Source organism: Salmonella sp. 3C (assembly GCF_025426275.1).
GTDB lineage: Bacteria > Pseudomonadota > Gammaproteobacteria > Enterobacterales > Enterobacteriaceae > Salmonella > Salmonella enterica.
The window spans coordinates 4,458,183-4,481,012 of record NZ_CP104858.1; the positions used below are offsets into that span (position 1 = coordinate 4,458,183).

Here is a 22,830-nt window from a genome sequence, read left to right on the forward strand (position 1 = left end):
GACATTATGTGGCAAGCTATCAGTCGTCTTTTAAGCGAGCAAGTCGGTGAAGGCGAAATCGAACTGCGTAATGAACTGCCTGGCGGAGAAGTTCATGCCGCATGGCATTTACGTTATTCAGGCCATGATTTTTTCGTAAAGTGCGATGAACGAGAAATGCTTCGCGGTTTTACCGCTGAAGCCGATCAGCTGGAGCTGCTCTCCCGCAGTAAAACCGTTGTTGTGCCTAAGGTATGGGCGGTAGGTTCGGATCGGGATTACAGCTTTTTAGTCATGGACTACCTCTCGCCCCGCCCGCTGGATGCCCATAATGCGTTTATTCTTGGGCAACAGCTGGCGCGCCTGCACCAATGGAGCGACCAACCTCAATTCGGCCTCGATTTTGACAACGCGCTCTCTACCACGCCGCAGCCGAATACTTGGCAACGCCGTTGGTCGACTTTTTTCGCCGAACAGCGCATTGGCTGGCAACTTGAACTCGCCGCGGAAAAAGGCATTACTTTTGGTAATATTGACGCCATTGTTGAACATGTTCAGCAACGTCTGGCGTCGCATCAACCGCAGCCTTCTCTTTTGCATGGCGATCTATGGTCGGCGAACTGCGCGCTTGGCCCTGACGGCCCCTATATCTTCGATCCAGCCTGCTATTGGGGCGACAGAGAATGCGATCTGGCGATGCTGCCGCTGCATACCGATCAGCCACCGCAGATTTATGACGGCTATCAGTCCGTTTCGCCGCTACCGCTGGATTTTCTCGACAGGCAGCCGATTTACCAGCTCTACACCCTGCTTAATCGGGCAAGGCTGTTTGGCGGTCAGCACCTGGCCACTGCGCAAAAAGCGATGGATCGGCTGCTTGCGGTATAGGTACAGCCCATGCCGGATACGGGCTATCCGGCATTTTTCAGTTTACATGAAGCCTAACAAGGAAAAGAAAAAGTAGCCGAGCACGATAATAATGACCGGCAAAATATAGAGCGGGAAAAACTGTAAAAAGATGGTATGGTGCGGCACCACGATACGTGACTCTATCTGCTCACGCGTTAGCCCTTCCGCGCCTTTTGCTTTTTCCAGGATCAACTGATCTTCCACGCCTTCACGCAAAAAACGTGACTGGCGGCTCATTCTGGCGCCGGAATCCTGCATCGCCAGCCCGACAAAAATCAGAATAAAAATGAGCCAGAAACCGATATTCAGGCTTCCCTGAAAATTTGGCGTCGGCGAGTTGTACCAAAAAACATTCAGAAACGGCGTATTCACGCGCATCATGTCTATCATTACGTGGGTAAAATCCAGCATTACCGCATTTATCCCCTCCTGCTTTTCACTGTGCGCATACATAAATTTAAGGACTGAGATGAGCGTGGAAAGCAGTGCCGGAATAAAAATAACCCACCCTACAACTCTTTTTAGGATTGCAATGCGTCCAGCTTGTTGATACGTCATGAGTTCCCCTTGATAAAGACGCGTCGTTTTGGCCTAAGTCTACCTGTTGATTCCCGTTTTCGCCTGATCTTTAAGGGCGATATACTAAGAACATGGTCATAATGAACGCTTAATTCGTTATTTTTTAATCTCAACAGGAGAGGTTGTGATGTCAACCCCACGTCAAATTCTTGCTGCAATTTTCGATATGGATGGACTACTGATCGATTCCGAACCGCTCTGGGATCGCGCTGAACTGGACGTGATGGCAAGTTTAGGCGTAGATATTACTCGGCGCCATGAGTTACCAGACACGCTTGGGCTACGCATTGATATGGTTGTCGATCTCTGGTTTGCGCAGCAACCGTGGAGCGGCCCCGATCGCCAGGAAGTGACAAACCGTGTTATTGCCCGCGCGATTACGCTTATCGAAGAGACGCGCCCTCTTTTACCGGGTGTGCGCGAGGCCGTGGCGCTGTGTAAAGCGCAGGGGCTATTAGTGGGGCTTGCCTCGGCATCGCCGCTACATATGCTGGAAAAAGTGCTCACCATGTTCGAACTGCGCGACAGTTTTGACGCGCTGGCTTCTGCAGAAAAATTGCCCTACAGCAAACCGCACCCGCAGGTCTATCTGGATTGTGCGGCCAAACTAGGCGTTGATCCATTAACCTGCGTGGCGCTGGAGGATTCGGTGAATGGTTTAATCGCGGCAAAGGCGGCGCGAATGCGCGCCATTGTGGTGCCAGCAGAAGAAAACCAGCATGATCCGCGCTTTGCGCTGGCGAATGTCAAACTTAACTCACTGACAGAGCTGACGGCGGCGCATCTACTCGGTTAAGATGTTTCCGAAACAAAGTCAACGGGCAATTAGCCGCTGAGCCAGATGGCAAGCGGCTTTGACAGAGACAAAGAGTTACAACGTCACCACTTCCGCCTACTGTATAAAAACCCTATACTGTATGAATTGACAGTTTAATGGGTTTTATCATGACGGCGGAAGGACATCTTCTTTTTTCTATAGCCAGCGCGGTTTTCGCCAAGAATGCCGAGTTAACGCCCGTCCTTGCGCACGGCGACTGGTGGCATATTATTCCTTCGGCTATTTTGACCTGTCTGCTGCCGGATATCGACCACCCCAAATCTTTTCTTGGTCAGCGCCTGAAATGGGTATCGAAACCGATCGCCCGCGCGTTTGGTCACCGGGGGTTTACCCATAGTCTGCTGGCGGTCTTTGCCCTACTGGCGACCTTTTATCTCAAGGTTCCGGATACGTGGATCATCCCGGCGGATGCGCTGCAAGGCATGGTACTCGGCTATTTAAGCCATATCGTCGCGGATATGCTCACCCCCGCAGGCGTTCCCTTACTGTGGCCGTGCCGCTGGCGTTTCCGCCTGCCTATTCTGGCGCCGCGCAAAGGCAATCAACTGGAGCGATTTTTATGCATGGCGTTGTTTGCCTGGGCGGTGTGGATGCCACAGTCCATGCCGGAAAACAACGTCATACGCTGGTCTTCGCAGATGATTACTATCCTGCAAATGCAGTTCAATCGTTTTATAAATCACCAGATTGATTAGTAAATCAACGCCAAAATCATTTTTGGTATAAACCATTCCATTTGAATATAAGAGCCAGCTCACAGTTCTGCTAATCTTGCGCGAACAGAATCGCTAAAACACAGCGCTTCATAATAAAAAAATCAGGAGAACGGGGATGAATTTTCCATTAATTGCGAACATTGCGGTGTTCGTCATTCTGCTGTTTGTAGTGGCGCAGGCCCGTCATAAACAGTGGAGTCTGGCTAAAAAAGTGCTTGTCGGCCTTGTGATGGGCGTGGTCTTTGGTCTGGCCCTGCACACCATTTATGGCGCTGACAGTCAGGTGTTAAAAGACTCCATTCAGTGGTTCAATATTGTCGGCAACGGCTATGTGCAATTGCTACAAATGATTGTGATGCCGCTGGTATTCGCCTCTATTTTAAGCGCCGTGGCACGACTGCATAACGCCTCTCAATTGGGGAAAATCAGTTTTCTGACTATCGGCACGCTGCTGTTTACTACCCTTATCGCAGCGCTGGTGGGCGTGCTGGTCACCAATCTGTTCGGACTGACGGCGGAAGGTCTGGTTCAGGGCGGCGCGGAAACCGCGCGTCTGAATGCCATTGAGACGAGCTATGTCGGCAAAGTGGCCGATCTCAGCGTGCCGCAACTGGTGCTGTCTTTTGTACCGAAAAATCCGTTTGCGGATCTGACTGGCGCAAATCCTACGTCTATTATCAGCGTGGTGATTTTCGCCGCACTCCTGGGCGTGGCCGCGCTTAAACTGCTGAAAGATGATGCGCCAAAAGGCGAGCGTGTGCTTGTTGCTATCGATACCCTGCAAAGCTGGGTGATGAAGCTGGTGCGTCTGGTGATGCAACTTACGCCTTACGGTGTACTGGCGCTGATGACGAAAGTGGTTGCCGGCTCCAATCTGCAGGACATTATTAAGCTTGGAAGCTTCGTGGTAGCGTCATATCTTGGTCTGGCGATAATGTTTGTGGTTCACGGCATACTATTGGGCGTGAACGGGATTAGCCCGCTGAAATATTTCCGCAAGGTGTGGCCGGTGTTGACATTTGCCTTTACCAGCCGCTCCAGCGCCGCCTCCATTCCACTCAATGTCGAAGCGCAAACCCGCCGCCTGGGCGTGCCGGAGTCCATCGCCAGCTTTGCTGCCTCTTTTGGCGCGACCATCGGCCAAAACGGTTGTGCCGGTCTTTATCCTGCGATGTTGGCGGTAATGGTTGCGCCGACAGTCGGCATCAACCCCTTAGACCCCGTATGGATAGCCACGCTGGTGGGTATCGTTACCGTAAGTTCGGCGGGTGTTGCCGGCGTTGGCGGCGGCGCGACCTTCGCCGCGCTGATTGTGCTGCCTGCCATGGGCTTACCGGTCACGCTGGTCGCGCTGTTAATCTCCGTCGAACCGTTGATTGATATGGGCCGTACCGCGCTGAACGTGAGTGGCTCAATGACCGCGGGTACGCTGACCAGCCAGTGGCTGAAGCAGACCGATAAAACCATTCTCGATAGCGAAGAAGACGCTGAACTGGCGCATCGATAATACATTATCGGGCGTTCACATCGTCTGAGACATGACGATCAGCAACTCAAAATGTCTGTCACTAAAAACGCCGGTCTCCAGTACCGGCGTTTTGTTTTTTCTTAGTCAGCGATTTCGTTTTCCTGGCGAACCTGATTCGCCCAACGTTGCGCCGATTCTGGCACGCTAAAGGCGGGCGACCGTTGAAATGACTCCCCCGTCAGAACAAAGGCAACATATTTACCGCGCAGTATCCAGACGTCGCGAAACGTATCCATTTTTATCGCATGTTCCGGCGGCGCGGGTTCAACACGCGGAATATAGCTAATAATCTGGCGATTTTGCTGGCGAAGAGGTTTCATCATTAATGCTTCACTAAAAGAGGCTAAGAGCCTATCCCATTAGGGCTATTTTACTTGCCATTTTGGTCCTGGGCAGTGCTCAAAATCCTCACGTACTACGTGTACGCTCCGGTTTTTGCGCGCTGTCCGTGTCCAAACTGGCTCTGCGCCAATAACGCCTACTGGGATAGGCTCTAAGGCTAAAAATCAGAAAAACACTATTTTAGCCGATCTTCGCCCCCGACGTCCTGTTCCGCGCGTGCGATTTCCCTGTTATACCCTGTCTGCCGTTCCGCTCTCCCCCAGCATAATTGCTGAAATGTTCTATAGTTAGAGTGATTTTGACTACTACCACGCCCATTTCAGTGATGAAAGCAGGAGACGAGTTCAATGTCGCATAATGAGAAATCCCCCCATCAGTCCCCCGTGCATGATACCCGTGAATCACAGCCCGGCCTGGACTCCCTGGCGCCGTCAGACGGTTCACATCGCCCCACGCCAGAACCGACGCCGCCGGGCGCGCAACCAACGGCCCCCGGCAGCTTAAAAGCGCCCGAGACCGCGAATGATAAGCTCACTGCCCTCGACGCCTTTCGTAAAGGCAGCGAAAATTATGCGCTGACCACCAATCAGGGCGTGCGCATCGCCGACGATCAAAATTCTCTTCGCGCCGGCAGTCGCGGCCCTACGCTGTTGGAAGATTTTATTCTGCGCGAAAAAATTACCCACTTTGACCATGAGCGTATCCCGGAGAGGATCGTTCACGCCCGCGGATCAGCAGCGCACGGCTATTTTCAGCCATATAAAGACCTGAGCGACATCACGAAAGCCGCGTTTCTGTGCGATCCACAGAAAATTACCCCGGTCTTTGTTCGCTTTTCGACAGTACAGGGCGGCGCGGGGTCTGCTGATACCGTACGTGATATCCGCGGTTTTGCGACCAAATTTTATACCGAAGAGGGAATTTTCGATCTCGTCGGTAATAACACGCCGATCTTTTTTATCCAGGATGCGCATAAGTTTCCGGATTTTGTGCACGCCGTTAAGCCCGAACCACATTGGGCCATTCCGCAAGGACAGAGCGCGCACGACACCTTCTGGGACTATGTTTCCTTACAGCCTGAGACGCTGCACAACGTCATGTGGGCAATGTCGGATCGCGGTATTCCACGGAGTTATCGGACGATGGAAGGGTTCGGCATTCACACCTTCCGTCTGATCAATGCACAAGGGAAAGCGACCTTTGTCCGTTTCCACTGGAAACCGTTGGCGGGTAAAGCCTCGCTGGTGTGGGATGAGTCACAAAAACTGACCGGTCGCGATCCGGATTTTCACCGCCGGGATCTGTGGGAGGCCATCGAAGCGGGCGATTTCCCGGAATACGAGCTGGGCCTACAACTCATTGCCGAAGAGGATGAATTTAAATTCGATTTTGATCTGCTCGATCCGACCAAACTGATTCCGGAAGAGTTGGTGCCAGTACAACGCGTCGGCAAAATGGTGTTAAACCGTAATCCGGATAACTTTTTCGCTGAAAACGAACAGGCGGCATTTCATCCAGGACATATTGTTCCCGGCATTGATTTTACCAACGATCCGCTGTTACAGGGGCGTCTGTTCTCTTATACCGACACGCAAATCAGTCGTCTGGGCGGGCCAAACTTCCACGAAATTCCGATTAACCGCCCTACCTGCCCCTACCATAACTTCCAGCGTGACGGTATGCACCGGATGGATATCGACACCAATCCGGCGAACTATGAACCGAACTCCATTAATGACAACTGGCCGCGCGAAACGCCGCCAGCGCCAAAACGCGGCGGCTTCGAATCATACCAGGAACGCGTGGATGGCAATAAAATCCGCGAACGCAGCCCCTCTTTCGGTGAATATTACGCGCATCCTCGCCTGTTCTGGCTCAGTCAGACGCCGATAGAGCAGCAGCATATTATTGACGCGTTCAGCTTTGAGCTGGGTAAAGTCGCCCGCGCGTATATTCGGGAGCGGGTGGTCGATCAGTTAGCGCATATTGATGTCACGCTGGCTCAGGGCGTCGCGCATAATCTCGGTTTTGCACTCACCCATGAGCAAACGCAAATTGCCCCGCCTCCTGATGTCAACGGTCTGAAAAAAGATCCGGCGCTCAGCCTGTATGCGGTGCCGGACGGCGATGTTAAAGGCCGAGTGGTCGCTATTCTGCTGAACGACAAGGTTAACGCCGCCGATCTGTTGACCATTTTGCAGGCTTTAAAAGCCAAAGGCGTCCACGCAAAACTGCTCTATTCACGGATGGGTGAAGTAACGGCTGATGACGGTTCAACATTAACTATTGCGGCAACCTTTGCCGGCGCGCCGTCGCTAACGGTCGATGCGGTAATAGTACCGTGCGGCAATATTGCCGATATCGAAAGTTACGGCGATGCCCGTTACTACCTTCTGGAAGCCTACAAACATCTGAAGCCCATCGCACTGGCAGGCGACGCCCGACGGTTTAAGGCGCTTTTAAACATTGATAGCCAGGGGGAAGAAGGACTTGTTGAGGCAGATAACGTTGACCACCACTTTATGGACACTCTGCTGACGCTGATGGCGGCACACCGTGTCTGGTCGCGTGCGGGGAAAATTAACGCGATTCCTGCATAAACGGCAAAAAATGCGGCGCATTCTTGCGCCGCAAACTCAGGAGCTAAATATCAAGAAAACTGCCAGGACGATATCCACGTTCCGCAATCGCTGCCTTGAGTGACGCAGACGTCAACACCTCCAGTTCAGTTAAGCGGGGGTAGCAATAGGCGCTCTGGCGAATAATGTTATCCACAAACGCCGGATGACACATCACCTCCAGAGAGGCTTCTCCTCGATGCGCCGAGGCATCCAGAATGCGTAAAAAGCACGCTTCGGTGATCTCCTCGCCGTAAAATTCACTACTAAATCCTTGAGTGCTGCGCAAATCCGACGGCAGATCGTCGGCGTTCAACACCGTCTGGCGGTCAATACGTAACGCAATCCCGCGCTGCGCCGCAAAGTGGGCGACGATGGGGAAAATTTGCGGGAACATATGCACATGATGGTGACTGTCGAGATGCGTTGGCTCGCGGCCAAATACGTCGATGAAACGCTGATACTGACACGCCAGTTCATGCGCAATTTCATCCAGCGGAAGCGTATCCTCCTCCGCCATTTGCCAGATCCATTTCCCCAACAGGCCGTCTCGCGTCAGGCCCGGCATCTCTGACACCGGTTTGCCTAACGTCAAAACAAAATGCATTCCCACCCCAAGCGCAGGCAGCTCGCGGCTAAGCTGCGCCGCATGGTCAATAGCCTCGCCATTGACCAGCGCCGTCGTGGAGGTCACAACGCCGTTGCGATATGCTTCAACAATGCCGTAATTTTGCCCTTTACTCAGGCCAAAATCATCGGCATTCACAATCAACACGCGTTCCATAGCCTACCTCTGTCAGTGGTGCTTACCTTTAAGCGCTTCGATGCAAGCGGCAAAATTAGGCAGCCATTTTTCATGCGCCAGAATGAGCTCACGCGCCAGGACTTCTGCGTCGCGGTCGGAATGCACCAGCGGACTCAGGTTAAGCGCCAGCAGCACATCATTAAAGTTTCCGCTCAGCGCCGCATTGCTGGCCGCGACCTCAAATCCTTTAATAGTGTGGATAAGCCCCAGCACTTTTTCGTCAAAACGGGTGATACGCGGGTGCGGCGTCGCGCCATTGCGTCCCAGAATGCAGGTCATTTCCACCGCCCAGTCCGCCGGGATATTCTCGACATGCCCATGATGTGGAATATTAACGTAATGCTCAGTCTGCTTGTCATTATAAATAGCGTTAATGACTTCACAAGCGGCATCGGAATAATAAGCGCCGCCGCGTTGCTCAAGCTCTTTCGGCTTCACGTTTAGCTCAGGATTTTTGTACAAGTCGAAGAGTTGTTTCTCCACTTTTTGTACGACCTGAGCGCGCGCGCCGCCTTTGTAATATTCGCCCATTTCAATCGCCAACATCTCTTTTTGCTTGAAGTAATACAACAAATAAGAGCACGGCAGCATGTTCAGCGAGCGAATCAATCCTTCACTAAACGGCAGATCAAAGATATTTTTTACGGTTGACGCTTTCAACTGACCGGGCGCCACGCCATCCAGTAATTCTGCGAACCGTGAGGTGCCATTCACCAGCACATCTTTAATAAAGACCATATGGTTTAGACCAAACAGGTCAATGGAAAGATCGTCAGTCTCATTCAGCGCCAGCACGTCATGAATAAACATTTTCATGCCGACAGGAATATTACATACGCCAATGAACTTTTTAAAGTTGGTATGACGATAAACCGCTTCCGTCACCATCCCTGCCGGATTAGTAAAGTTAATGACCCACGCATTCGGACATAATTCTTCAACATCCTTAATGATGTCAAAAATAACCGGAATGGTACGCAACCCTTTAAATAAACCGCCAGCGCCGTTGGTTTCTTGCCCCAGATAGCCGTGACTAAGCGGGATACGCTCGTCCAGTTCACGGGCTTTGAGTTGACCAACGCGTAGCTGGGTAGTAACAAAATTAGCGTCTTTCAGCGCTTCCCGGCGATCCAGCGTTTTATACAATTTTAGCGGAACGCCTGCTTTATCAATCATTCGCTGGCAGAGATCATAAATAATGCCCAGCTTCTCTTTCCCGTCTTCAACGTCAACCAGCCATAATTCAGTGACAGGTAATTCATGGTAGCGTTTAATAAAGCCTTCAAGTAATTCAGGGGTGTAGCTGCTCCCGCCACCAATAGTGACGACTTTTAATTTCTGGCTCATAATATCTCCCTTCAGTGTATGGCACTGATATGTATTACGCTATGCCCGCTCGTAAGAAATAGCGTGACGTTCCCCGCGCTATTGGGGCAAGCGTAAAATGTAATTAATCGAGCAATGCAAACCGTTACTCATTAATTTCCGTCAATCGCTTCCGATAACTATTCGGCGTAAATGAGGTCATCTTCTTAAACGTTTTAATAAACAGACTTGGACTGCTATACCCGGCTTCATAAGCAATATCCGTAACCGAATAGTTGGTCATTTCCAACTGTTTCTTGGCAAAATTAATGCGAATCTCATTAATGATTTGCATCGGCGTTTTGCTGTAATAACGTCGGGTGGCGCGCGTCAGATACTCCTGGGATTTTGCCGACAGGCGCACCATATTTTCCAGCGCATGTTCGCCAAACTGCGTTTTATCATGCATTATCTCCACGGTTGCTTTCAGCCATTGTGGAATATCATCATAAACCTGCTCTTCGCGGTAATGACGTAAGCGGTTTATAATATAAAATGTCACCACTTCGATAAATTCGTCGAGCCCATTGCCGCGAAAATTCAACGACGCAATCACCGTTTCAATATAGGTAAGGAAGGTGCTATTCGCCCTGTATACCTGCGATGCCACAAAACAAAACGGCAGTAACGGAAGATAATGCTGTTCAAAAAAACGTTTACTAATTCCTACGTTCAGAATACGCGTTGCGCCAAACTCATAGAAACTTTGGTGATTCGACCCCACCGGGATAAAAACAAAATCTCCACGTTCCAGCAGCACACGCTTCCCGTTGATCTCCTGGTAATAACGTCCGGTTAATACCAGGGTAAATTCATAGTAGTCGTGCTGATGCAGCCCGGTGACGCTTTCCGTCTTGTTATAGATAAACACATGGAAATTTTTGCCATTGAAGAGCTGCTGCTCATAAACCGTTTTGATTTCCGTTGCGTTAACCTGTAGCTGCATCATCCGCCCCCTGTTATTTCAGTTTTTCATGGAGCTCAATCAACTCAGCGATCAGTTCACGAGCCAGCATTGATGTCATCAAATGATCCTGAGCGTGAACCAGGACCAGACTGACTTTCATTTTGCCTTCGCCCTGATCGCCTTCGATGAGTTTTGTCTGCACAAGATGCGCTTCATTGAGCGCTATGCGCGACTGGTCCATCATCGCTTTCGCCGCCTCAAAATCGCCTTCTTTCGCTTTTCTGAGCGCGCCATATGCCAGGCTGCGCGCCTGACCAGAATTGATGATAAGCCCCATAACGACTTCTTCGAGTTCCTCAGCCGCTGTCTGGTTATCTACAACATTTTCAAGATCAAACATAGTCTTTCCTCTGATTCAGCCCGGCATGGCATCCCATGCCGGCGCGGAGTTTAGAATTTCAGTGCGTTAGCGATATCTTCTTCGCTTTCTTCCTGCTCGATGGCGTTCTGCGCTTTGTTAGCCACCACCACGAAGGGGAGATAAATCAGGGTAGCGACTGCCAGGTTAAATAGCGCAACCAGCAACGCGGCGACACTGCCGTTGGTGTTAAAGAACGCCCCCAGCCCGGTTGGCATGGTCCACGGCGCAATATTGGTAATCGGCGGAATAATACCCAAATAGTAAGCCACCAGCGTAATCGCCGCCAGAATCGGCTGTACCAGAATGAAGGGGATAAACATCACCGGGTTCATAATAATCGGCAGGCCAAACAGGATGGGGTCGTTAATCTGGAAGATACCTGACGGCAGCGCCAGTTTTGCCACCTGGCGATAGTCCGCGCGACGGGATGCCAGGAAGATAGCGATGATCAGACCCAGCGTTGCGCCGCTGCCACCGAGGAAGATATAAGAATCCAGCATCGGTTTCGCCCAGATATGGAACGTTTTACCAGCTTCCAGCGCCGCATCGACGGAGCCATACTGCTGGTAAATAGAGATGTTTTCCAGCGCCCAGGGCGTCATGATGCCGCTGTCCAGCGCGGTCAGCGCCAGCGAACCATGAATACCAAAGAACCACAGCAGCGGTACAAAAATGACATATGCCCACCCTACCACGCTACCCAGCGATGCCAGCGGCGTAGAGATAGTGTCCATAATAATCTGATGGAAGTTAGAACCGTAATTAGACAGCGCCCAGGCAATAATCCCCATAATAGAGAGAATAATAAAGCCGGGAATTAATGCTGAGAATGAACGAGACACCGAAGCCGGTACGCTGTCCGGTAGTTTAATCACCCAGTTGCGCCGGACAATAAATGTAAACATCTCCGCGACCACCAGGCCAATAATAATACCGGAGATAATATTCGCGCCGCCCAGCCAGTTAGCGCCTACGGCATAGGCCTCGCCGACACTATACGGCGTTACGGTCATAAATGCCGCCACGGAAAGCAATCCGGCGGCCAGCGCATCAACCTTGCGCTCTTCCGCCAGCGCCATGCCGATAAAAAATGGCGCCATGAGCGACATAATGCCCAATGTGCCGTTATAGACGTTCCCGCCGATGCCTTTCAATCCATTAAGTGTTTCAATGGTTGAGGCATCAAGCCGAATGCCCATGGAATAAAAAAACGACCCCTCCCCAAAGCTCAGGAAAACGTTATTAATTAATACAAACATCGCCCCCGCAAGGGTTAATGGCATTAAACGAATAAAGCCGTTCTTGATTGCATTAACGTGTGGCTGCTTTCCTATTTTTACAGCAAAAGGAAGGAGTACCTTTTCAAGTGAAGCAATAACGTTACTCATAGAAAAATACTCTTAAATACCGCAATAAAATATTGCGGTTAGTGTATGAAATAACTCTTTGACGGGAAAAATTAAAAAATAATTAATTCGCGGCGGCTTTTTTAATTGCCGCTACCGCAGCTTTAAGCACGCCTAAGCCATCTACCTTGCCGTACAACATTGAATCAATGACTTCTACCGGTTTACCGGGTAATAAACGCTGAATTTCGGGGAGCATATAAGCAATTTGCGGGCCTAATAACACGACGTCCGCTGCCGGGCCTTTTTCACCGGCCAGGGTTTCAGGGAATGCTTCAATAATCACCGGCACTTCATATTTTTCAGCCTGAGCGCGCATTTTTGATACCAGTAACGATGTTGACATGCCCGCAGAACAAAACAGATAAATGTGTTTCTTTTCCATAAAAACCTTCCTCATGTGCGATTATCTGTCAACCAGATACGCCGCAAGCCTCAACCTGCATCCATACTCTGGGCGACTTGCGTAACCGGATTTACTTTTTTAGGTGGCTGAAATGAGTATACGGGATCGGACCGCCGGATGGTATTTCCTTGACCCACTAAATTGTCTCTCATTGACCTGGCGTTATGACCCCCCTCACATTTCGGGCAAATAATTCGCGATAATAAATAAGGTTATGGCAGGCACAAAAAAACCGGCTCGCAGGCCGGTTTCCTTGAATGTTCAGGCAATGTACAGTTGTTACTGCTTCGGTGCCTGTGGGTCAGTGTCGTACTCCGCACAGGTCTGGTAGCCGGAGTTAATCACGTGCCCGGTATCATCCAGCGCAACAAAGTAGGTTTCCGCTTTACCATCACGTTGACCCAGGATGTAGGTCTGACAGGTACCGCGCGCATGAATCATACTCACTTCAGATGACGGTTTGCCCGCAATCTGCGCAACTTGCGCCCTGCTCATTCCTTTTTTAACATCTTTAACGACAGGCTCAACAAATTGGTCTTTTGTACGATCATACGCCGTACAGCCTGCCAGCATAGTCATTACCGCCGCTGCGCTTAAAATTCCTGCTACGTTCTTGTTCATTTTCCGTCCTCTTGTTTATCAGCGTGTTATGTAAGCCTGGAATACATCAGAATATTTTTCAAGCCGCGACCCGCCACAAAAAGTCTTTCGGAAAATTCTCTAACGCAGCGACATGTTGTTTTAAACACCGCTTAGCCCGCCAAACCTTGTTGTTTCAGCGGCGAAGGGTTAGCTTTAACAGGGTAAAGATTCATTTTTTTAATGTCGAAGGGGGTTAAATGACTCTGCAGCAAGAGATAATCCAGGCGCTTGGCGCGAAACCGCATATCAACCCTGAAGAAGAAATTCGCCGCAGCGTGGATTTTCTTAAAGCGTACCTGAAAACCTATCCCTTTTTGAAATCGCTGGTGTTAGGCATCAGCGGCGGGCAGGATTCGACGCTGGCCGGGAAACTCAGCCAGATGGCTATCGCCGAATTGCGAGAAGAGACCGGTGATAATGCGCTGCAGTTTATCGCCGTTCGTCTGCCTTATGGCGTACAGGCCGATGAACAGGATTGCCAGGACGCCATTGCTTTTATTCAGCCGGACAGAGTACTCACCGTCAATATTAAAGGCGCCGTCCTCGCCAGCGAACAGGCGCTGCGCGAAGCGGGAATTGAGCTGAGCGATTTTGTTCGCGGCAATGAAAAAGCGCGTGAGCGAATGAAAGCGCAATATAGCATCGCCGGTATGACTCACGGCGTCGTGGTGGGCACCGACCATGCGGCGGAAGCGATAACCGGGTTCTTCACCAAATATGGCGACGGCGGTACCGATATTAACCCGCTTCATCGCCTTAACAAACGCCAGGGCAAACAGCTTCTCGCAGCGCTGGGCTGTCCTGAGCATCTGTATAAAAAAGTCCCCACCGCCGATTTGGAAGACGACCGCCCTTCACTGCCTGATGAAGCCGCGCTGGGCGTAACGTATGACAATATTGACGATTACCTGGAAGGCAAAACGCTGGACCCCGCCATCGCTAAAACTATCGAAGGCTGGTATGTAAAAACTGAACATAAGCGCCGTTTACCGATTACGGTATTCGACGACTTTTGGAAAAAGTAAGCGTACTTCTACTGTTGTGCCGGATATCGCTCGTCTATCCGGCCTCCTCTCTTCCCAGCCTCTTTTTTAATCACCCATCCGCTGTTATACTGGATGAATAACCAGTTAACGGAGATCACTGTGGTACGGCGTCAATCAGCCCCCCGCCTTGAGTTTGAAGCGGCGGCCATTTACGAATATCCAGAACATTTACGTCCTTTCCTCAGCGAATTGCCAGCCTTACCGGGCGTCTATGTATTTCATAGCGAAAGCGATACGCTGCCGCTTTATATCGGTAAAAGCGTGAATATTCGCAGCCGGGTGCTTTCACATCTGCGAACGCCTGACGAGGCCACTATGCTGCGACAGGCGCGGCGGATAAGCTGGATCTGCACCGCTGGGGAAATGGGCGCGTTGCTGCTGGAGGCACGGCTGATCAAAGAACAACAGCCGCTGTTTAACAAGCGGTTACGTCGTAATCGCCAGCTTTGCTCGCTACAGTTGAGCGAACAAAAGATTGAGGTCGTTTCCGCCCGCAGCGTCGATTTTTCCCATGAGCCAAACCTGTTTGGCCTCTTCGCCAACCGTCGGGCGGCGCTGCAAAGCTTACAGAACCTCGCCGATGAACAAAAATTGTGTTATGGCCTGCTGGGGCTTGAACCGGTAAGCCGTGGGCGCTCCTGTTTTCGTTTCGCTCTGAAGCGCTGCGCTGGCGCGTGCTGTGGGCAAGAAACCCCGCAGGCGCATTTTCTTCGTCTGCAGGCCTCGCTGGAACGGTTACGTGTGGTTTGCTGGCCCTGGAAAGGCGCTATCGCGTTAAAAGAAAGCCGCCCACAAATGACCCAGTTCCACATTATCAACAACTGGTTATGGCTGGGGGCGGTCCCCTCGCTGGATGAGGCCGCCACGCTGGTGCGCACCCCTGCGGGCTTTGATCAGGATGGCTATAAAATTCTCTGTAAGCCACTAATGTCAGGTCAATATGAGATCATTGAACTGCACACCGACTGTCGCCAGTCATAAAGAAAACCGCCGATCCTGTCCACCTCAACGATTGTGTTATCGACAAGACCGGCGGTCTTAAATTATGCGGAAAGTTATTCTGCCGCAGCAGGCATTTTACCTTCTTGCGCCGGGCGTTCTGTCAGACGCTTCTCAAAATTAGCGTTATATTGCTTTTTCTGCTCCGGCGTCAGAACGTTATAAATTTTATTCTGGGTTTCCATATGCGCCAGCATATTGGCCTTGCGCTGCGCTTCCATTTTCGTAATTTGCGCTTCGGCTTTGGCTTTATCGAAGGTATCGCTGGCGATAATATCATGCATGGCGCGACGCTCTTCCAGCGGCGGACGTTTCATTTGCTCGCGCTGCGCTTTCATAATGTCGCGAATTTGTTGCTTCTGTGCGTCCGTCAGGTTCAGGTTTTTAAACATCATATCGTGATGTGGGCCAAATTTACCTTTATGCTGCATCATTGGCTTCGCATCCGCTGGCGCGGCGGTGGTAGTCTCAGCGGCATGAGCGAGATTCGCAGCACCCATCGCCAGGGTAGAGGCAACAAATAGAGCAGTCAGTTTACGCATATTTCCATCCTTCCTTTCAGTTATTTTTACGGCATATTTAAAACAGCGCCGTGTTGTCGTGATTAACTTTAACCGTCTTAGCGTCAATTAGTCATAACAACGGTAAAACAATGAAAGTATAAAAAACACTTTTTCGCCAATTGTGAAGAAAAAAAGAATAAATTGCGCAGAGTTGAAAGAGAAATATACAACAGCATGATATAGCATAAATTATGCAGAACTATAACGCAGCAACGCTTATTAATAAAGCAATTCTCCAGGAATAATCCGTAATAGCATGAAAATGTGTCCCAAATCATCCCTGTAATCCTAACGTGAGCTTACAGGGACGTTTATCAGGGCAGTCTTTCCAGCATTAATCCAGCCCGCAATCCGCAGGCGACAGAGGGATTAGGAAAGAGAACATATTCAACGTCATGCGTCACCGTCACGCGCTTATCCCCCTCCTCGGCCAGCAACGTTCCCTTCGCAAAGGCAGTAAAATTCAGCGTTTGCGCATCCATATAAAGCGCGAACTTGTCGCTGTGACGCGTGATTTGCGACACCACCCGATAGCGTAGCGGCGGCGAAAACGAGGTTGACGTTTCGACACCGCTCAGCAACGCCGACAACGCCTGCGAGGTTACGTTGAACTGCGTCAGATCGTTTTGCCTAAACGGCAACGCCTTTCCCAACTCCAGCGCACAGGAAAGCGCGCCGAAATGTTCAGAGCTAAAGTGCGTAAACGTACCGCCGGGCGCCTGATGAAATACCAACGCCTCTAGTCCTGCCGCGCCCAGCCACGCCAGAAAATCTGTCTCCCACGGGCGGTCGCGCTGCGGCAATACGCCAAAACGCAAATGATGCGAGCCACGAATGGCGGTATGCAGATCCAGATGCCAGCGTACCCGCGCATGGCCAGATGAAAAGAAGGTCTCCAGACTGAGCTCCAGCTCACGCGCCCGCCGCGTTTCATCGCTTTCGGCAAAGGACTGCCAACGCCCGCCAAACATACGGTTCATATCGCTGTGACAATAGCGTATTCCCGCCGCCAGCGCCTGCGGATTGCCGAGTACCACCAGCACTCGCCACGTTAACGTCAAGCTGCCTGAAAACAGCGCCGACAGCAGCTTATCCAGCATCTCTACCGGCGCGGTTTCATTGCCGTGTATCCCCGCAGAAAGAATTAACGCGCGGTCGACCGGCGCATCGGGCGTGAGTTCAAGCAGACCATGACCTAACCAGCGCCAGCGAAAACCCGCGCTCTTCCCCTGCGTCACCCGTGGTGTCGTGCCACTTAGCGTCAACGCCAGAAAGTTATCCATCAGCCGCCCCCGTTTGCTGGAAAGGATAAACCGACCCCAAATCCAGCAGACGCGTTAACACATCCAGCGCCTCCCGGCCTTCTCGCAATAATAACGGATCGGCCAGATCGGCAGCGGTCAGGCGATCGCGATAATAACGATCCGCCCACGCGTTAAGGGCCGTAAACAGAGCGTCATTCATCATTACCGCTGGATTCACCGCCCGTCGTTCTTCTTCTGTTAACACCACGCGTAATCGCAGACAGGCCGGCCCGCCACCGTTAGCCATACTTTCTCGCAAATCAAACACCTGCATCGCGCTGATGGGGTTATCCTCCGCCACCAGCTTATTCAGATAGCGCCAGACGCCGACATGATCCTGACATTCCCGCGGCAACACTAGCAGCATTGAGCCGTCGTCACGGCTTAACAACTGACTATTAAACAGGTAGGTCGCCACAGCATCTGATACAGAAACCTCTCCGGCGGGCACCTCTATCGCCATAAAACCGTCAACGCGCGTACGCAACTGATTAATGAGCACTTTCTGCCGGGCAAACGCCGCTTCGTGACAAAACAATACCTGTCGATTCGAAACGGCGATGACATCATTATGGAATACGCCTTGATCGATGACCTCCGGGTTCTGCTGAGCGAAGATAACCTGTTGCGGATTCACCTGATTAAGACGCGCCACGGCCTCGCTGGCTTCGCGGCTCTGGCGCGCCGGATAACGAGCGGGTCGTATTTCATTCTCCTCTTCGCGCCCATAGACAAAAAGCTGCACGCCTGCCGAACCATACTCGCCGCCCAGACGGTTATGATTCGCCGCGCCTTCATCTCCCAATAATGCGACCTGCGGTAACGCGCTATGCACTGAAAACTGACTTTCATCGCGAAATATGGCGCGTAGCAGCGCTTCGGTAACAGGCGCCTCAAGAGCGCGATGAAATTTATTGTTTAAATTCGCCACCGTCAGGTGAACTTTCCCGTCCAGCGCGTCTGCCGATGGGCAAACCGTCGCCGCATTCGCAACCCACATTGGCGACGCGGAACTCACGCTAGAAAGCCAGCGTGGCGCCTGACGCGCAACCTTATCCAGAATCTGCTCATCGCTACCCGTGAAGCCGAGCTGACGCAACGCCGGAATAAAAGGCCGCTCATGCGGCGGGATCACCGCCTGGGGAAAGCCGGCATCCGCCAAAGCCTTCATCTTTAGCAGCCCCTGCTTTACCGCCAGACGAGGATTCGACATCTGAAAACGGTGGCGGGTCGATGCCTCATTGCCGAAGGATAGCCCGGCATAATGGTGCGTAAGCCCCACCAGCCCATCAAAATTAACTTCATGCGCCGTCATACCGCCTCCCTGCGAGAAAAGTCGAGGCCGGGGCTTAATGTCGCAGGCAACGTCAGTTCGGGAGATTCCAGACTGACCATCGGCCAGGCGCAATAATCGGCGGCATACCAGGCGCTGGGTCGATGGTTGCCAGACGCGCCGACACCACCAAACGGCGCAGTACTCGCTGCCCCGGTGAGCGGTTTATTCCAGTTAACGATCCCTGCCCGCGCCTCCAGCAAGAGCTGTTCGAACTGCGCGCGATCCGTCGACACCAGCCCACACGACAGACCAAAACGGGTATTATTCGCCAGACGAATCGCCTCATCGAAATGCGCATAACGCCAGACGTTCAGCAGCGGACCAAACACCTCTTCATCCGGCACATCCGCGACGCCCGTCAGCTCAATGATGCCAGGCGTCAGCAGAGAGGTTCCCTCTTTGACCTTCCGCGGCGCCAGTAGCGTGCGACCGCCTAATGCCTCTCGTTGACGCCAGGCCTCCATCACATGCTGTGCCGCCTGCGCTGAAATCAGTCCGCCGATAAACGGCTGCGGATCGTCGTCCCATCTGCCGGGCTGCAGACGTCCGGCGACGTCAACCAGCCGCGCCAGAAATGCATCTCCCTGCGCACCCTGTTTTACCAGAAGGCGTCGCGCGCAGGTACAGCGCTGTCCGGCGGTAATAAACGCCGATTGCAGCGTCAGATGTACCGCCGCATCTATATTTGCCACATCCTCAATAATGAGCGGATTGTTTCCGCCCATTTCAAGGGCCAGTATTTTTTCCGGCTGGCCGGATAGCTGGCGATGAAGCTGATATCCGGTACTGGCGCTGCCGGTAAACAGCAGTCCGTCGAGATCGTCGAGCGAACTCAGCGCTTGTCCGGTCTCCCGGCCGCCCTGCACCAGATTAAGAACGCCTGCCGGTAGCCCCGCCCGTTCCCAGAGTTTTATTACCGTTTCCCCGGTCCATGGCGTTAGCTCGCTAGGTTTGAAAATCAGCGTATTGCCTGCCAGCAACGCGGGCACAATATGGCCATTCGGTAAATGGCCGGGAAAGTTATAAGGGCCGAATACCGCCAGCACACCGTGAGGACGATGGCGCAACGTCGCGGCGCCATCGACAAGTTCGCTTTTTTGTTCGCCGGTTCTGGCGTGGTAAGCCTTAATCGAGATGGCAATCTTATTGATCATCGCCGTCACTTCCGTTGCCGCCTCCCAGCGCGGTTTACCGGTTTCACGCGCGATGACCTCCGTGAGCTCGGCTTTATGCGCCTCCAGCAGGGCGGCAAATTTCTCTACGATAGCCTGTCGTGCGGCAAAAGGCTGTCTGGCCCAACGAGGAAACGCCGCGCGCGCCGCCTGACAGGCCTCGGCGACCTGTGCCGCATTAGCGTCATTCCCCTGCCAAATTATCTCCGCGCTCACCGGGTTCGTTTTGCGGCGGCGTTCGCCCTGACCGGTTATCCAGTCGCCGTTTATCCATAGCGTCATACGGTTTTCTCCTCAGCGCAAAGGCGTACCAGCCGAACGTGGTCGCCCGCGCGACATTTCAGCGCATCCAACTGCGCGGCGGTAAGTACAAGTCGTGAAGTCTGCGGATCGGCACGCACCAGCGCGGCCCGAAAGTGGTGATAGTTTTCATTGGCGACCAGACATGCCGGATAGTCGCCAGGCGCGGGTTGCCCTTCCGCGACTTCCACCAGTCGGCTTTTACGAATGGCCCGCACGCGGTCAATATCACACTCCAGCGTCGGCCCGCCGTCGAAGATGTCGATATAGTGGCGATAGCGAAAGCCTTCCTTTTCCAGCACCGCGCGGGCTGGCGCCGTTTGCGGGTGGACTTCGCCAATCACGGCCTGTGCCTCTTCAGATAAGAAGTGGGTATAAATAGGATGTTTGGGCATCAGCTCGGCGATAAACGCTTTTTGCCCGGTACCGCATAAAAAATCCGCCCGGCTGAAATCCATAGAAAAAAAGCGTTTGCCGAGACTTTGCCAGAAGGGAGAATAACCGTGCTCGTCAATGACGCCACGCATTTCCGCCACCACTTTCTCATTGAATTTATCGCGAAACGCGGCCATAAACATAAAGCGCGATTTTGACAACAAGTAGCCGTTACCCTCTTTACGCCATTCGGGATCGAGAAACAGCGTGCAAAGCTCACTGCTGCCAGTGTGATCATTACTCAGGAATAATGTTGGCAACGCGTTATATACATTCAGCTCTTTGGAAGCATGAACCAGCGTACCGACACGATAGTTATACCAGGGGTCGTTAAGGCCGACCGCGACCTCAATGGCGCAGATCCCGCCGACCTCACCCGTTTCACTGTCCTCAAGAACAAATACATACCCTTGTTCGCCTTTTGGCAGCTCGCCGGACCAGGTTTTTAGCGCGCGTTCAATGCGGGCCGCCAGCGTCGCTTCATTTGCCGGTAGCGAGGTTAAGCCGCCGCCCGTTTTGCCTGCAAGCTGCATCAGCGCGGCGATATCCGCATGTTCGACAGGACGAATCACCCGCATGATGCGCCTCCCGCCTGAAGGCGTTCGCACGCCAGGGCAAAACGATCAAGCCCGGTAGCTATCTCCTCGTCGCTCACATTTAACGCTGGCGCAAAACGCACCACGTCGCCACCGGCGATGAGCACCATCACGCCTGCTTTTGCCGCTTCCTGGGCGATGAGTTTGGCTTTTCCGGCAAACTCCGTCTGTAGCACACAGCCAAGCAGTAGTCCCAGCCCGCGAATTTCACTGAACATGCCAAAACGTACATTAATGGTATTTAGACGTTCAATAAACGCATCGTGGCGCTGTCTGACGCCGTTTTGCATCTCCGGCGTATTGATGATATCCAGTACTTTTCCGGCAACTGCCGTCGCCAGCGGATTACCGCCGTAGGTGGTGCCATGCGTGCCTGGCGTCATGACGCTGGCATAGTCTTGCGTAGTCAGCATCGCGCCGATCGGGAAGCCGCCGCCCAACGCTTTAGCGGTCGTCAGGATATCGGGCGTAACGCCATAATGCATATATGCATACAGTTCGCCGGTACGTCCGACGCCCGTCTGCACCTCATCAAAAATCAGTAACGCCTGATGCCGGTCGCACAATTCACGCAGCCCCTGCAAAAAAGCTTTCGTGGCGGGGATCACGCCGCCCTCGCCCTGCACAGGCTCTACGATCACGGCGCAGGTATTGTCATCAATGAGCGCGCTGGCGGAGTTCAGATCGTTATAGGCTGCATGACGAATATCCGGCGGCAGCGGCGCAAAGTCCTGTGAATAGGTGGGTTGACCGCCAGCGCTGACGGTAAAGAGCGTGCGACCATGGAACGCGTTTTTAAAGGCCACAATGCCGCTTTTATGATTGCCGACACGATCGTGGGCATATTTGCGCGCCAGTTTTAATGCTGCTTCATTTGCTTCAGCGCCTGAATTACAAAAGAAAACGCGTTCGGCGAAGGTAGCGTCGATCAGTTTTTTCGCCAGTCGCAGCGCCGGTTCATTGGTGTAACCGTTTCCGGTATGCCAGAAGCGATTCGCCTGTTCATTTAACGCCTCGCGCAGCGCCGGATGCGCATGTCCCAATGCGTTGACCGCGATCCCGCCAGCAAAATCAATGTACTCCTTCCCCTGCTGATCCCACAGGCGTGAGCCTTCTCCGCGTACAGGAATAAAAGGCGCGGGAACATACACCGGCACCATCCATTCATCAAAGTTTTCGCGCGTAACTGACAGAGACATAGCGCCCCCTTTTGGTAAAAATAAAGTTATTTATATGTTAATTAATATGAGTGTTTGCGCTGTAAATGTAGATTGCAGCATTCGCGCCAGCCAGCGTTAACATTGCATAAACAGAAGTGATAAACGGTAAATCAATGGGTTATAGCGTAGCGATATTCACTTTTACTGCATGAAAAGTGAATATTCCCGCATAATCGGTGGCTAAAAAGAGGAAAAAGCGAAATATTATTCAGTTGCCAAATATAATTCTGGAATTGTGATCTTATACGAAATTTACTGGAAATTACCGCCCCGTTCTGGCGCATCTGCACGCAAACTGTGCCATTTGCGCGCTATAGAAAACACCATACGCTTCTATTGGCCGAATCTGACGATGAGTGGCAGTCACTCGGTAAAATTTCTGTTACCATCCCAACACG

22 protein-coding genes are annotated in these 22,830 nt (G+C 52.2%); 7 read left to right on the forward strand and 15 right to left on the reverse strand.

Features of this window, described 5'->3' with window-relative positions:
• Positions 1 to 6 precede the first annotated feature (6 nt).
• Positions 7 to 867 carry a fructosamine kinase family protein gene (locus N7E69_RS21600; protein ID WP_000267688.1) on the forward strand — a complete coding sequence of 287 codons (861 nt, stop codon included), beginning with the start codon at positions 7 to 9 and terminating at the stop codon, positions 865 to 867.
• 42 nt (positions 868 to 909) lie between these two features.
• Here N7E69_RS21600 and N7E69_RS21605 read toward each other — a convergent pair whose 3' ends face one another.
• The gene (locus N7E69_RS21605) at positions 910 to 1,446 is read right to left on the reverse strand and encodes a YniB family protein (protein ID WP_000222158.1); all 537 of its coding nucleotides are present in this window, start codon (positions 1,444 to 1,446) and stop codon (positions 910 to 912) included.
• 148 nt (positions 1,447 to 1,594) lie between these two features.
• Between N7E69_RS21605 and hxpB the strand changes: the two genes are divergently transcribed.
• The 3 genes from hxpB (at position 1,595) to tcyP (ending at position 4,528) form a co-directional block, all read left to right on the forward strand.
• Positions 1,595 to 2,263, forward strand: a complete 669-nt coding sequence (gene hxpB, locus N7E69_RS21610) for a hexitol phosphatase HxpB (RefSeq protein WP_000106854.1) — start codon at positions 1,595 to 1,597, stop codon at positions 2,261 to 2,263.
• 137 nt (positions 2,264 to 2,400) lie between these two features.
• A complete protein-coding gene (locus tag N7E69_RS21615) occupies positions 2,401 to 3,000 on the forward strand; it encodes a metal-dependent hydrolase (RefSeq protein WP_000505804.1) in 600 nt (199 codons plus the stop codon).
• Positions 3,001 to 3,136: 136 nt separating this feature from the next.
• Positions 3,137 to 4,528 (forward strand): cystine/sulfocysteine:cation symporter, encoded by a 1,392-nt coding sequence (tcyP, locus tag N7E69_RS21620; protein ID WP_001010671.1) that lies wholly within the window; start codon positions 3,137 to 3,139, stop codon positions 4,526 to 4,528.
• A 101-nt stretch (positions 4,529 to 4,629) separates the two neighbouring features.
• Here the strand turns inward: tcyP and cedA are convergent, their stop codons facing one another.
• On the reverse strand, positions 4,630 to 4,872 hold the full coding sequence (gene cedA, locus N7E69_RS21625) for a cell division activator CedA (RefSeq protein ID WP_000977510.1): 243 nt from the start codon (positions 4,870 to 4,872) through the stop codon (positions 4,630 to 4,632).
• Between the two features lie 366 nt (positions 4,873 to 5,238).
• Here cedA and katE point away from each other — a divergent pair, with 366 nt between their 5' ends.
• Positions 5,239 to 7,491: a catalase HPII gene (gene katE, locus N7E69_RS21630; protein ID WP_000019098.1), complete on the forward strand. Its 2,253-nt coding sequence runs from the start codon at positions 5,239 to 5,241 to the stop codon at positions 7,489 to 7,491.
• A 43-nt stretch (positions 7,492 to 7,534) separates the two neighbouring features.
• On the opposite strand, the gene chbG is transcribed toward katE, so the two are convergent.
• The 7 genes from chbG to osmE all read right to left on the reverse strand — a co-directional run bounded on the left by chbG (position 7,535) and on the right by osmE (position 13,440).
• Positions 7,535 to 8,293, reverse strand: coding sequence for a chitin disaccharide deacetylase (gene chbG / locus N7E69_RS21635; protein WP_000442727.1), 759 nt, complete (start codon positions 8,291 to 8,293; stop codon positions 7,535 to 7,537).
• Positions 8,294 to 8,305: 12 nt separating this feature from the next.
• Positions 8,306 to 9,661 (reverse strand): 6-phospho-beta-glucosidase, encoded by a 1,356-nt coding sequence (locus tag N7E69_RS21640; RefSeq protein ID WP_000078779.1) that lies wholly within the window; start codon positions 9,659 to 9,661, stop codon positions 8,306 to 8,308.
• A 124-nt stretch (positions 9,662 to 9,785) separates the two neighbouring features.
• On the reverse strand, positions 9,786 to 10,628 hold the full coding sequence (gene chbR / locus N7E69_RS21645) for a transcriptional regulator ChbR (protein WP_000983393.1): 843 nt from the start codon (positions 10,626 to 10,628) through the stop codon (positions 9,786 to 9,788).
• 10 nt (positions 10,629 to 10,638) lie between these two features.
• A complete protein-coding gene (chbA, locus tag N7E69_RS21650) occupies positions 10,639 to 10,986 on the reverse strand; it encodes a PTS N,N'-diacetylchitobiose transporter subunit IIA (protein ID WP_000459883.1) in 348 nt (115 codons plus the stop codon).
• A 50-nt stretch (positions 10,987 to 11,036) separates the two neighbouring features.
• Entirely contained in the window at positions 11,037 to 12,395 is a 1,359-nt protein-coding gene (gene chbC / locus N7E69_RS21655; protein WP_000073062.1) for a PTS N,N'-diacetylchitobiose transporter subunit IIC, read from the reverse strand.
• 82 nt (positions 12,396 to 12,477) lie between these two features.
• On the reverse strand, positions 12,478 to 12,798 hold the full coding sequence (chbB, locus tag N7E69_RS21660; RefSeq protein ID WP_000412161.1) for a PTS N,N'-diacetylchitobiose transporter subunit IIB: 321 nt from the start codon (positions 12,796 to 12,798) through the stop codon (positions 12,478 to 12,480).
• 300 nt (positions 12,799 to 13,098) lie between these two features.
• On the reverse strand, positions 13,099 to 13,440 hold the full coding sequence (gene osmE, locus N7E69_RS21665; RefSeq protein WP_001039301.1) for an osmotically-inducible lipoprotein OsmE: 342 nt from the start codon (positions 13,438 to 13,440) through the stop codon (positions 13,099 to 13,101).
• Between the two features lie 218 nt (positions 13,441 to 13,658).
• Here osmE and nadE point away from each other — a divergent pair, with 218 nt between their 5' ends.
• Positions 13,659 to 14,486 (forward strand): ammonia-dependent NAD(+) synthetase, encoded by an 828-nt coding sequence (nadE, locus tag N7E69_RS21670; protein WP_000174980.1) that lies wholly within the window; start codon positions 13,659 to 13,661, stop codon positions 14,484 to 14,486.
• Between the two features lie 120 nt (positions 14,487 to 14,606).
• On the forward strand, positions 14,607 to 15,488 hold the full coding sequence (cho, locus tag N7E69_RS21675; RefSeq protein WP_001675566.1) for an excinuclease Cho: 882 nt from the start codon (positions 14,607 to 14,609) through the stop codon (positions 15,486 to 15,488).
• A 74-nt stretch (positions 15,489 to 15,562) separates the two neighbouring features.
• Here cho and spy read toward each other — a convergent pair whose 3' ends face one another.
• The 6 genes from spy to N7E69_RS21705 all read right to left on the reverse strand — a co-directional run bounded on the left by spy (position 15,563) and on the right by N7E69_RS21705 (position 22,411).
• Complete coding sequence (gene spy, locus N7E69_RS21680) at positions 15,563 to 16,048, reverse strand: ATP-independent periplasmic protein-refolding chaperone Spy (protein WP_001229001.1); 486 nt, start codon at positions 16,046 to 16,048, stop codon at positions 15,563 to 15,565.
• Between the two features lie 335 nt (positions 16,049 to 16,383).
• Entirely contained in the window at positions 16,384 to 17,352 is a 969-nt protein-coding gene (astE, locus tag N7E69_RS21685) for a succinylglutamate desuccinylase (RefSeq protein ID WP_000368464.1), read from the reverse strand.
• A complete protein-coding gene (gene astB / locus N7E69_RS21690) occupies positions 17,345 to 18,688 on the reverse strand; it encodes an N-succinylarginine dihydrolase (RefSeq protein WP_000123932.1) in 1,344 nt (447 codons plus the stop codon). The genes astE and astB overlap by 8 nt, the downstream gene beginning before the upstream one ends.
• Positions 18,685 to 20,163, reverse strand: coding sequence for a succinylglutamate-semialdehyde dehydrogenase (gene astD, locus N7E69_RS21695; protein ID WP_000177259.1), 1,479 nt, complete (start codon positions 20,161 to 20,163; stop codon positions 18,685 to 18,687). The genes astB and astD overlap by 4 nt, the downstream gene beginning before the upstream one ends.
• Complete coding sequence (gene astA / locus N7E69_RS21700) at positions 20,160 to 21,194, reverse strand: arginine N-succinyltransferase (RefSeq protein ID WP_001263889.1); 1,035 nt, start codon at positions 21,192 to 21,194, stop codon at positions 20,160 to 20,162. Before astA ends, astD begins: the two co-directional genes overlap by 4 nt.
• The gene (locus N7E69_RS21705; RefSeq protein ID WP_000059504.1) at positions 21,185 to 22,411 is read right to left on the reverse strand and encodes an aspartate aminotransferase family protein; all 1,227 of its coding nucleotides are present in this window, start codon (positions 22,409 to 22,411) and stop codon (positions 21,185 to 21,187) included. The genes astA and N7E69_RS21705 overlap by 10 nt, the downstream gene beginning before the upstream one ends.
• Positions 22,412 to 22,830 lie beyond the last annotated feature (419 nt).

Excerpts from the sequence above, each read along its gene's own strand:
- N7E69_RS21600 (WP_000267688.1), top strand. The coding sequence starts at position 7 with ATGTGGCAAGCTATCAGTCGTCTTTTAAGCGAGCAAGTCGGTGAAGGC.
- N7E69_RS21605 (WP_000222158.1), bottom strand. The coding sequence starts at position 1,446 with ATGACGTATCAACAAGCTGGACGCATTGCAATCCTAAAAAGAGTTGTA.
- hxpB (WP_000106854.1), top strand. The coding sequence starts at position 1,595 with ATGTCAACCCCACGTCAAATTCTTGCTGCAATTTTCGATATGGATGGA.
- N7E69_RS21615 (WP_000505804.1), top strand. The coding sequence starts at position 2,401 with ATGGGTTTTATCATGACGGCGGAAGGACATCTTCTTTTTTCTATAGCC.
- tcyP (WP_001010671.1), top strand. The coding sequence starts at position 3,137 with ATGAATTTTCCATTAATTGCGAACATTGCGGTGTTCGTCATTCTGCTG.
- cedA (WP_000977510.1), bottom strand. The coding sequence starts at position 4,872 with ATGATGAAACCTCTTCGCCAGCAAAATCGCCAGATTATTAGCTATATT.
- katE (WP_000019098.1), top strand. The coding sequence starts at position 5,239 with ATGTCGCATAATGAGAAATCCCCCCATCAGTCCCCCGTGCATGATACC.
- chbG (WP_000442727.1), bottom strand. The coding sequence starts at position 8,293 with ATGGAACGCGTGTTGATTGTGAATGCCGATGATTTTGGCCTGAGTAAA.
- N7E69_RS21640 (WP_000078779.1), bottom strand. The coding sequence starts at position 9,661 with ATGAGCCAGAAATTAAAAGTCGTCACTATTGGTGGCGGGAGCAGCTAC.
- chbR (WP_000983393.1), bottom strand. The coding sequence starts at position 10,628 with ATGATGCAGCTACAGGTTAACGCAACGGAAATCAAAACGGTTTATGAG.
- chbA (WP_000459883.1), bottom strand. The coding sequence starts at position 10,986 with ATGTTTGATCTTGAAAATGTTGTAGATAACCAGACAGCGGCTGAGGAA.
- chbC (WP_000073062.1), bottom strand. The coding sequence starts at position 12,395 with ATGAGTAACGTTATTGCTTCACTTGAAAAGGTACTCCTTCCTTTTGCT.
- chbB (WP_000412161.1), bottom strand. The coding sequence starts at position 12,798 with ATGGAAAAGAAACACATTTATCTGTTTTGTTCTGCGGGCATGTCAACA.
- osmE (WP_001039301.1), bottom strand. The coding sequence starts at position 13,440 with ATGAACAAGAACGTAGCAGGAATTTTAAGCGCAGCGGCGGTAATGACT.
- nadE (WP_000174980.1), top strand. The coding sequence starts at position 13,659 with ATGACTCTGCAGCAAGAGATAATCCAGGCGCTTGGCGCGAAACCGCAT.
- spy (WP_001229001.1), bottom strand. The coding sequence starts at position 16,048 with ATGCGTAAACTGACTGCTCTATTTGTTGCCTCTACCCTGGCGATGGGT.
- astE (WP_000368464.1), bottom strand. The coding sequence starts at position 17,352 with ATGGATAACTTTCTGGCGTTGACGCTAAGTGGCACGACACCACGGGTG.
- astB (WP_000123932.1), bottom strand. The coding sequence starts at position 18,688 with ATGACGGCGCATGAAGTTAATTTTGATGGGCTGGTGGGGCTTACGCAC.
- astD (WP_000177259.1), bottom strand. The coding sequence starts at position 20,163 with ATGACGCTATGGATAAACGGCGACTGGATAACCGGTCAGGGCGAACGC.
- astA (WP_001263889.1), bottom strand. The coding sequence starts at position 21,194 with ATGCGGGTGATTCGTCCTGTCGAACATGCGGATATCGCCGCGCTGATG.
- N7E69_RS21705 (WP_000059504.1), bottom strand. The coding sequence starts at position 22,411 with ATGTCTCTGTCAGTTACGCGCGAAAACTTTGATGAATGGATGGTGCCG.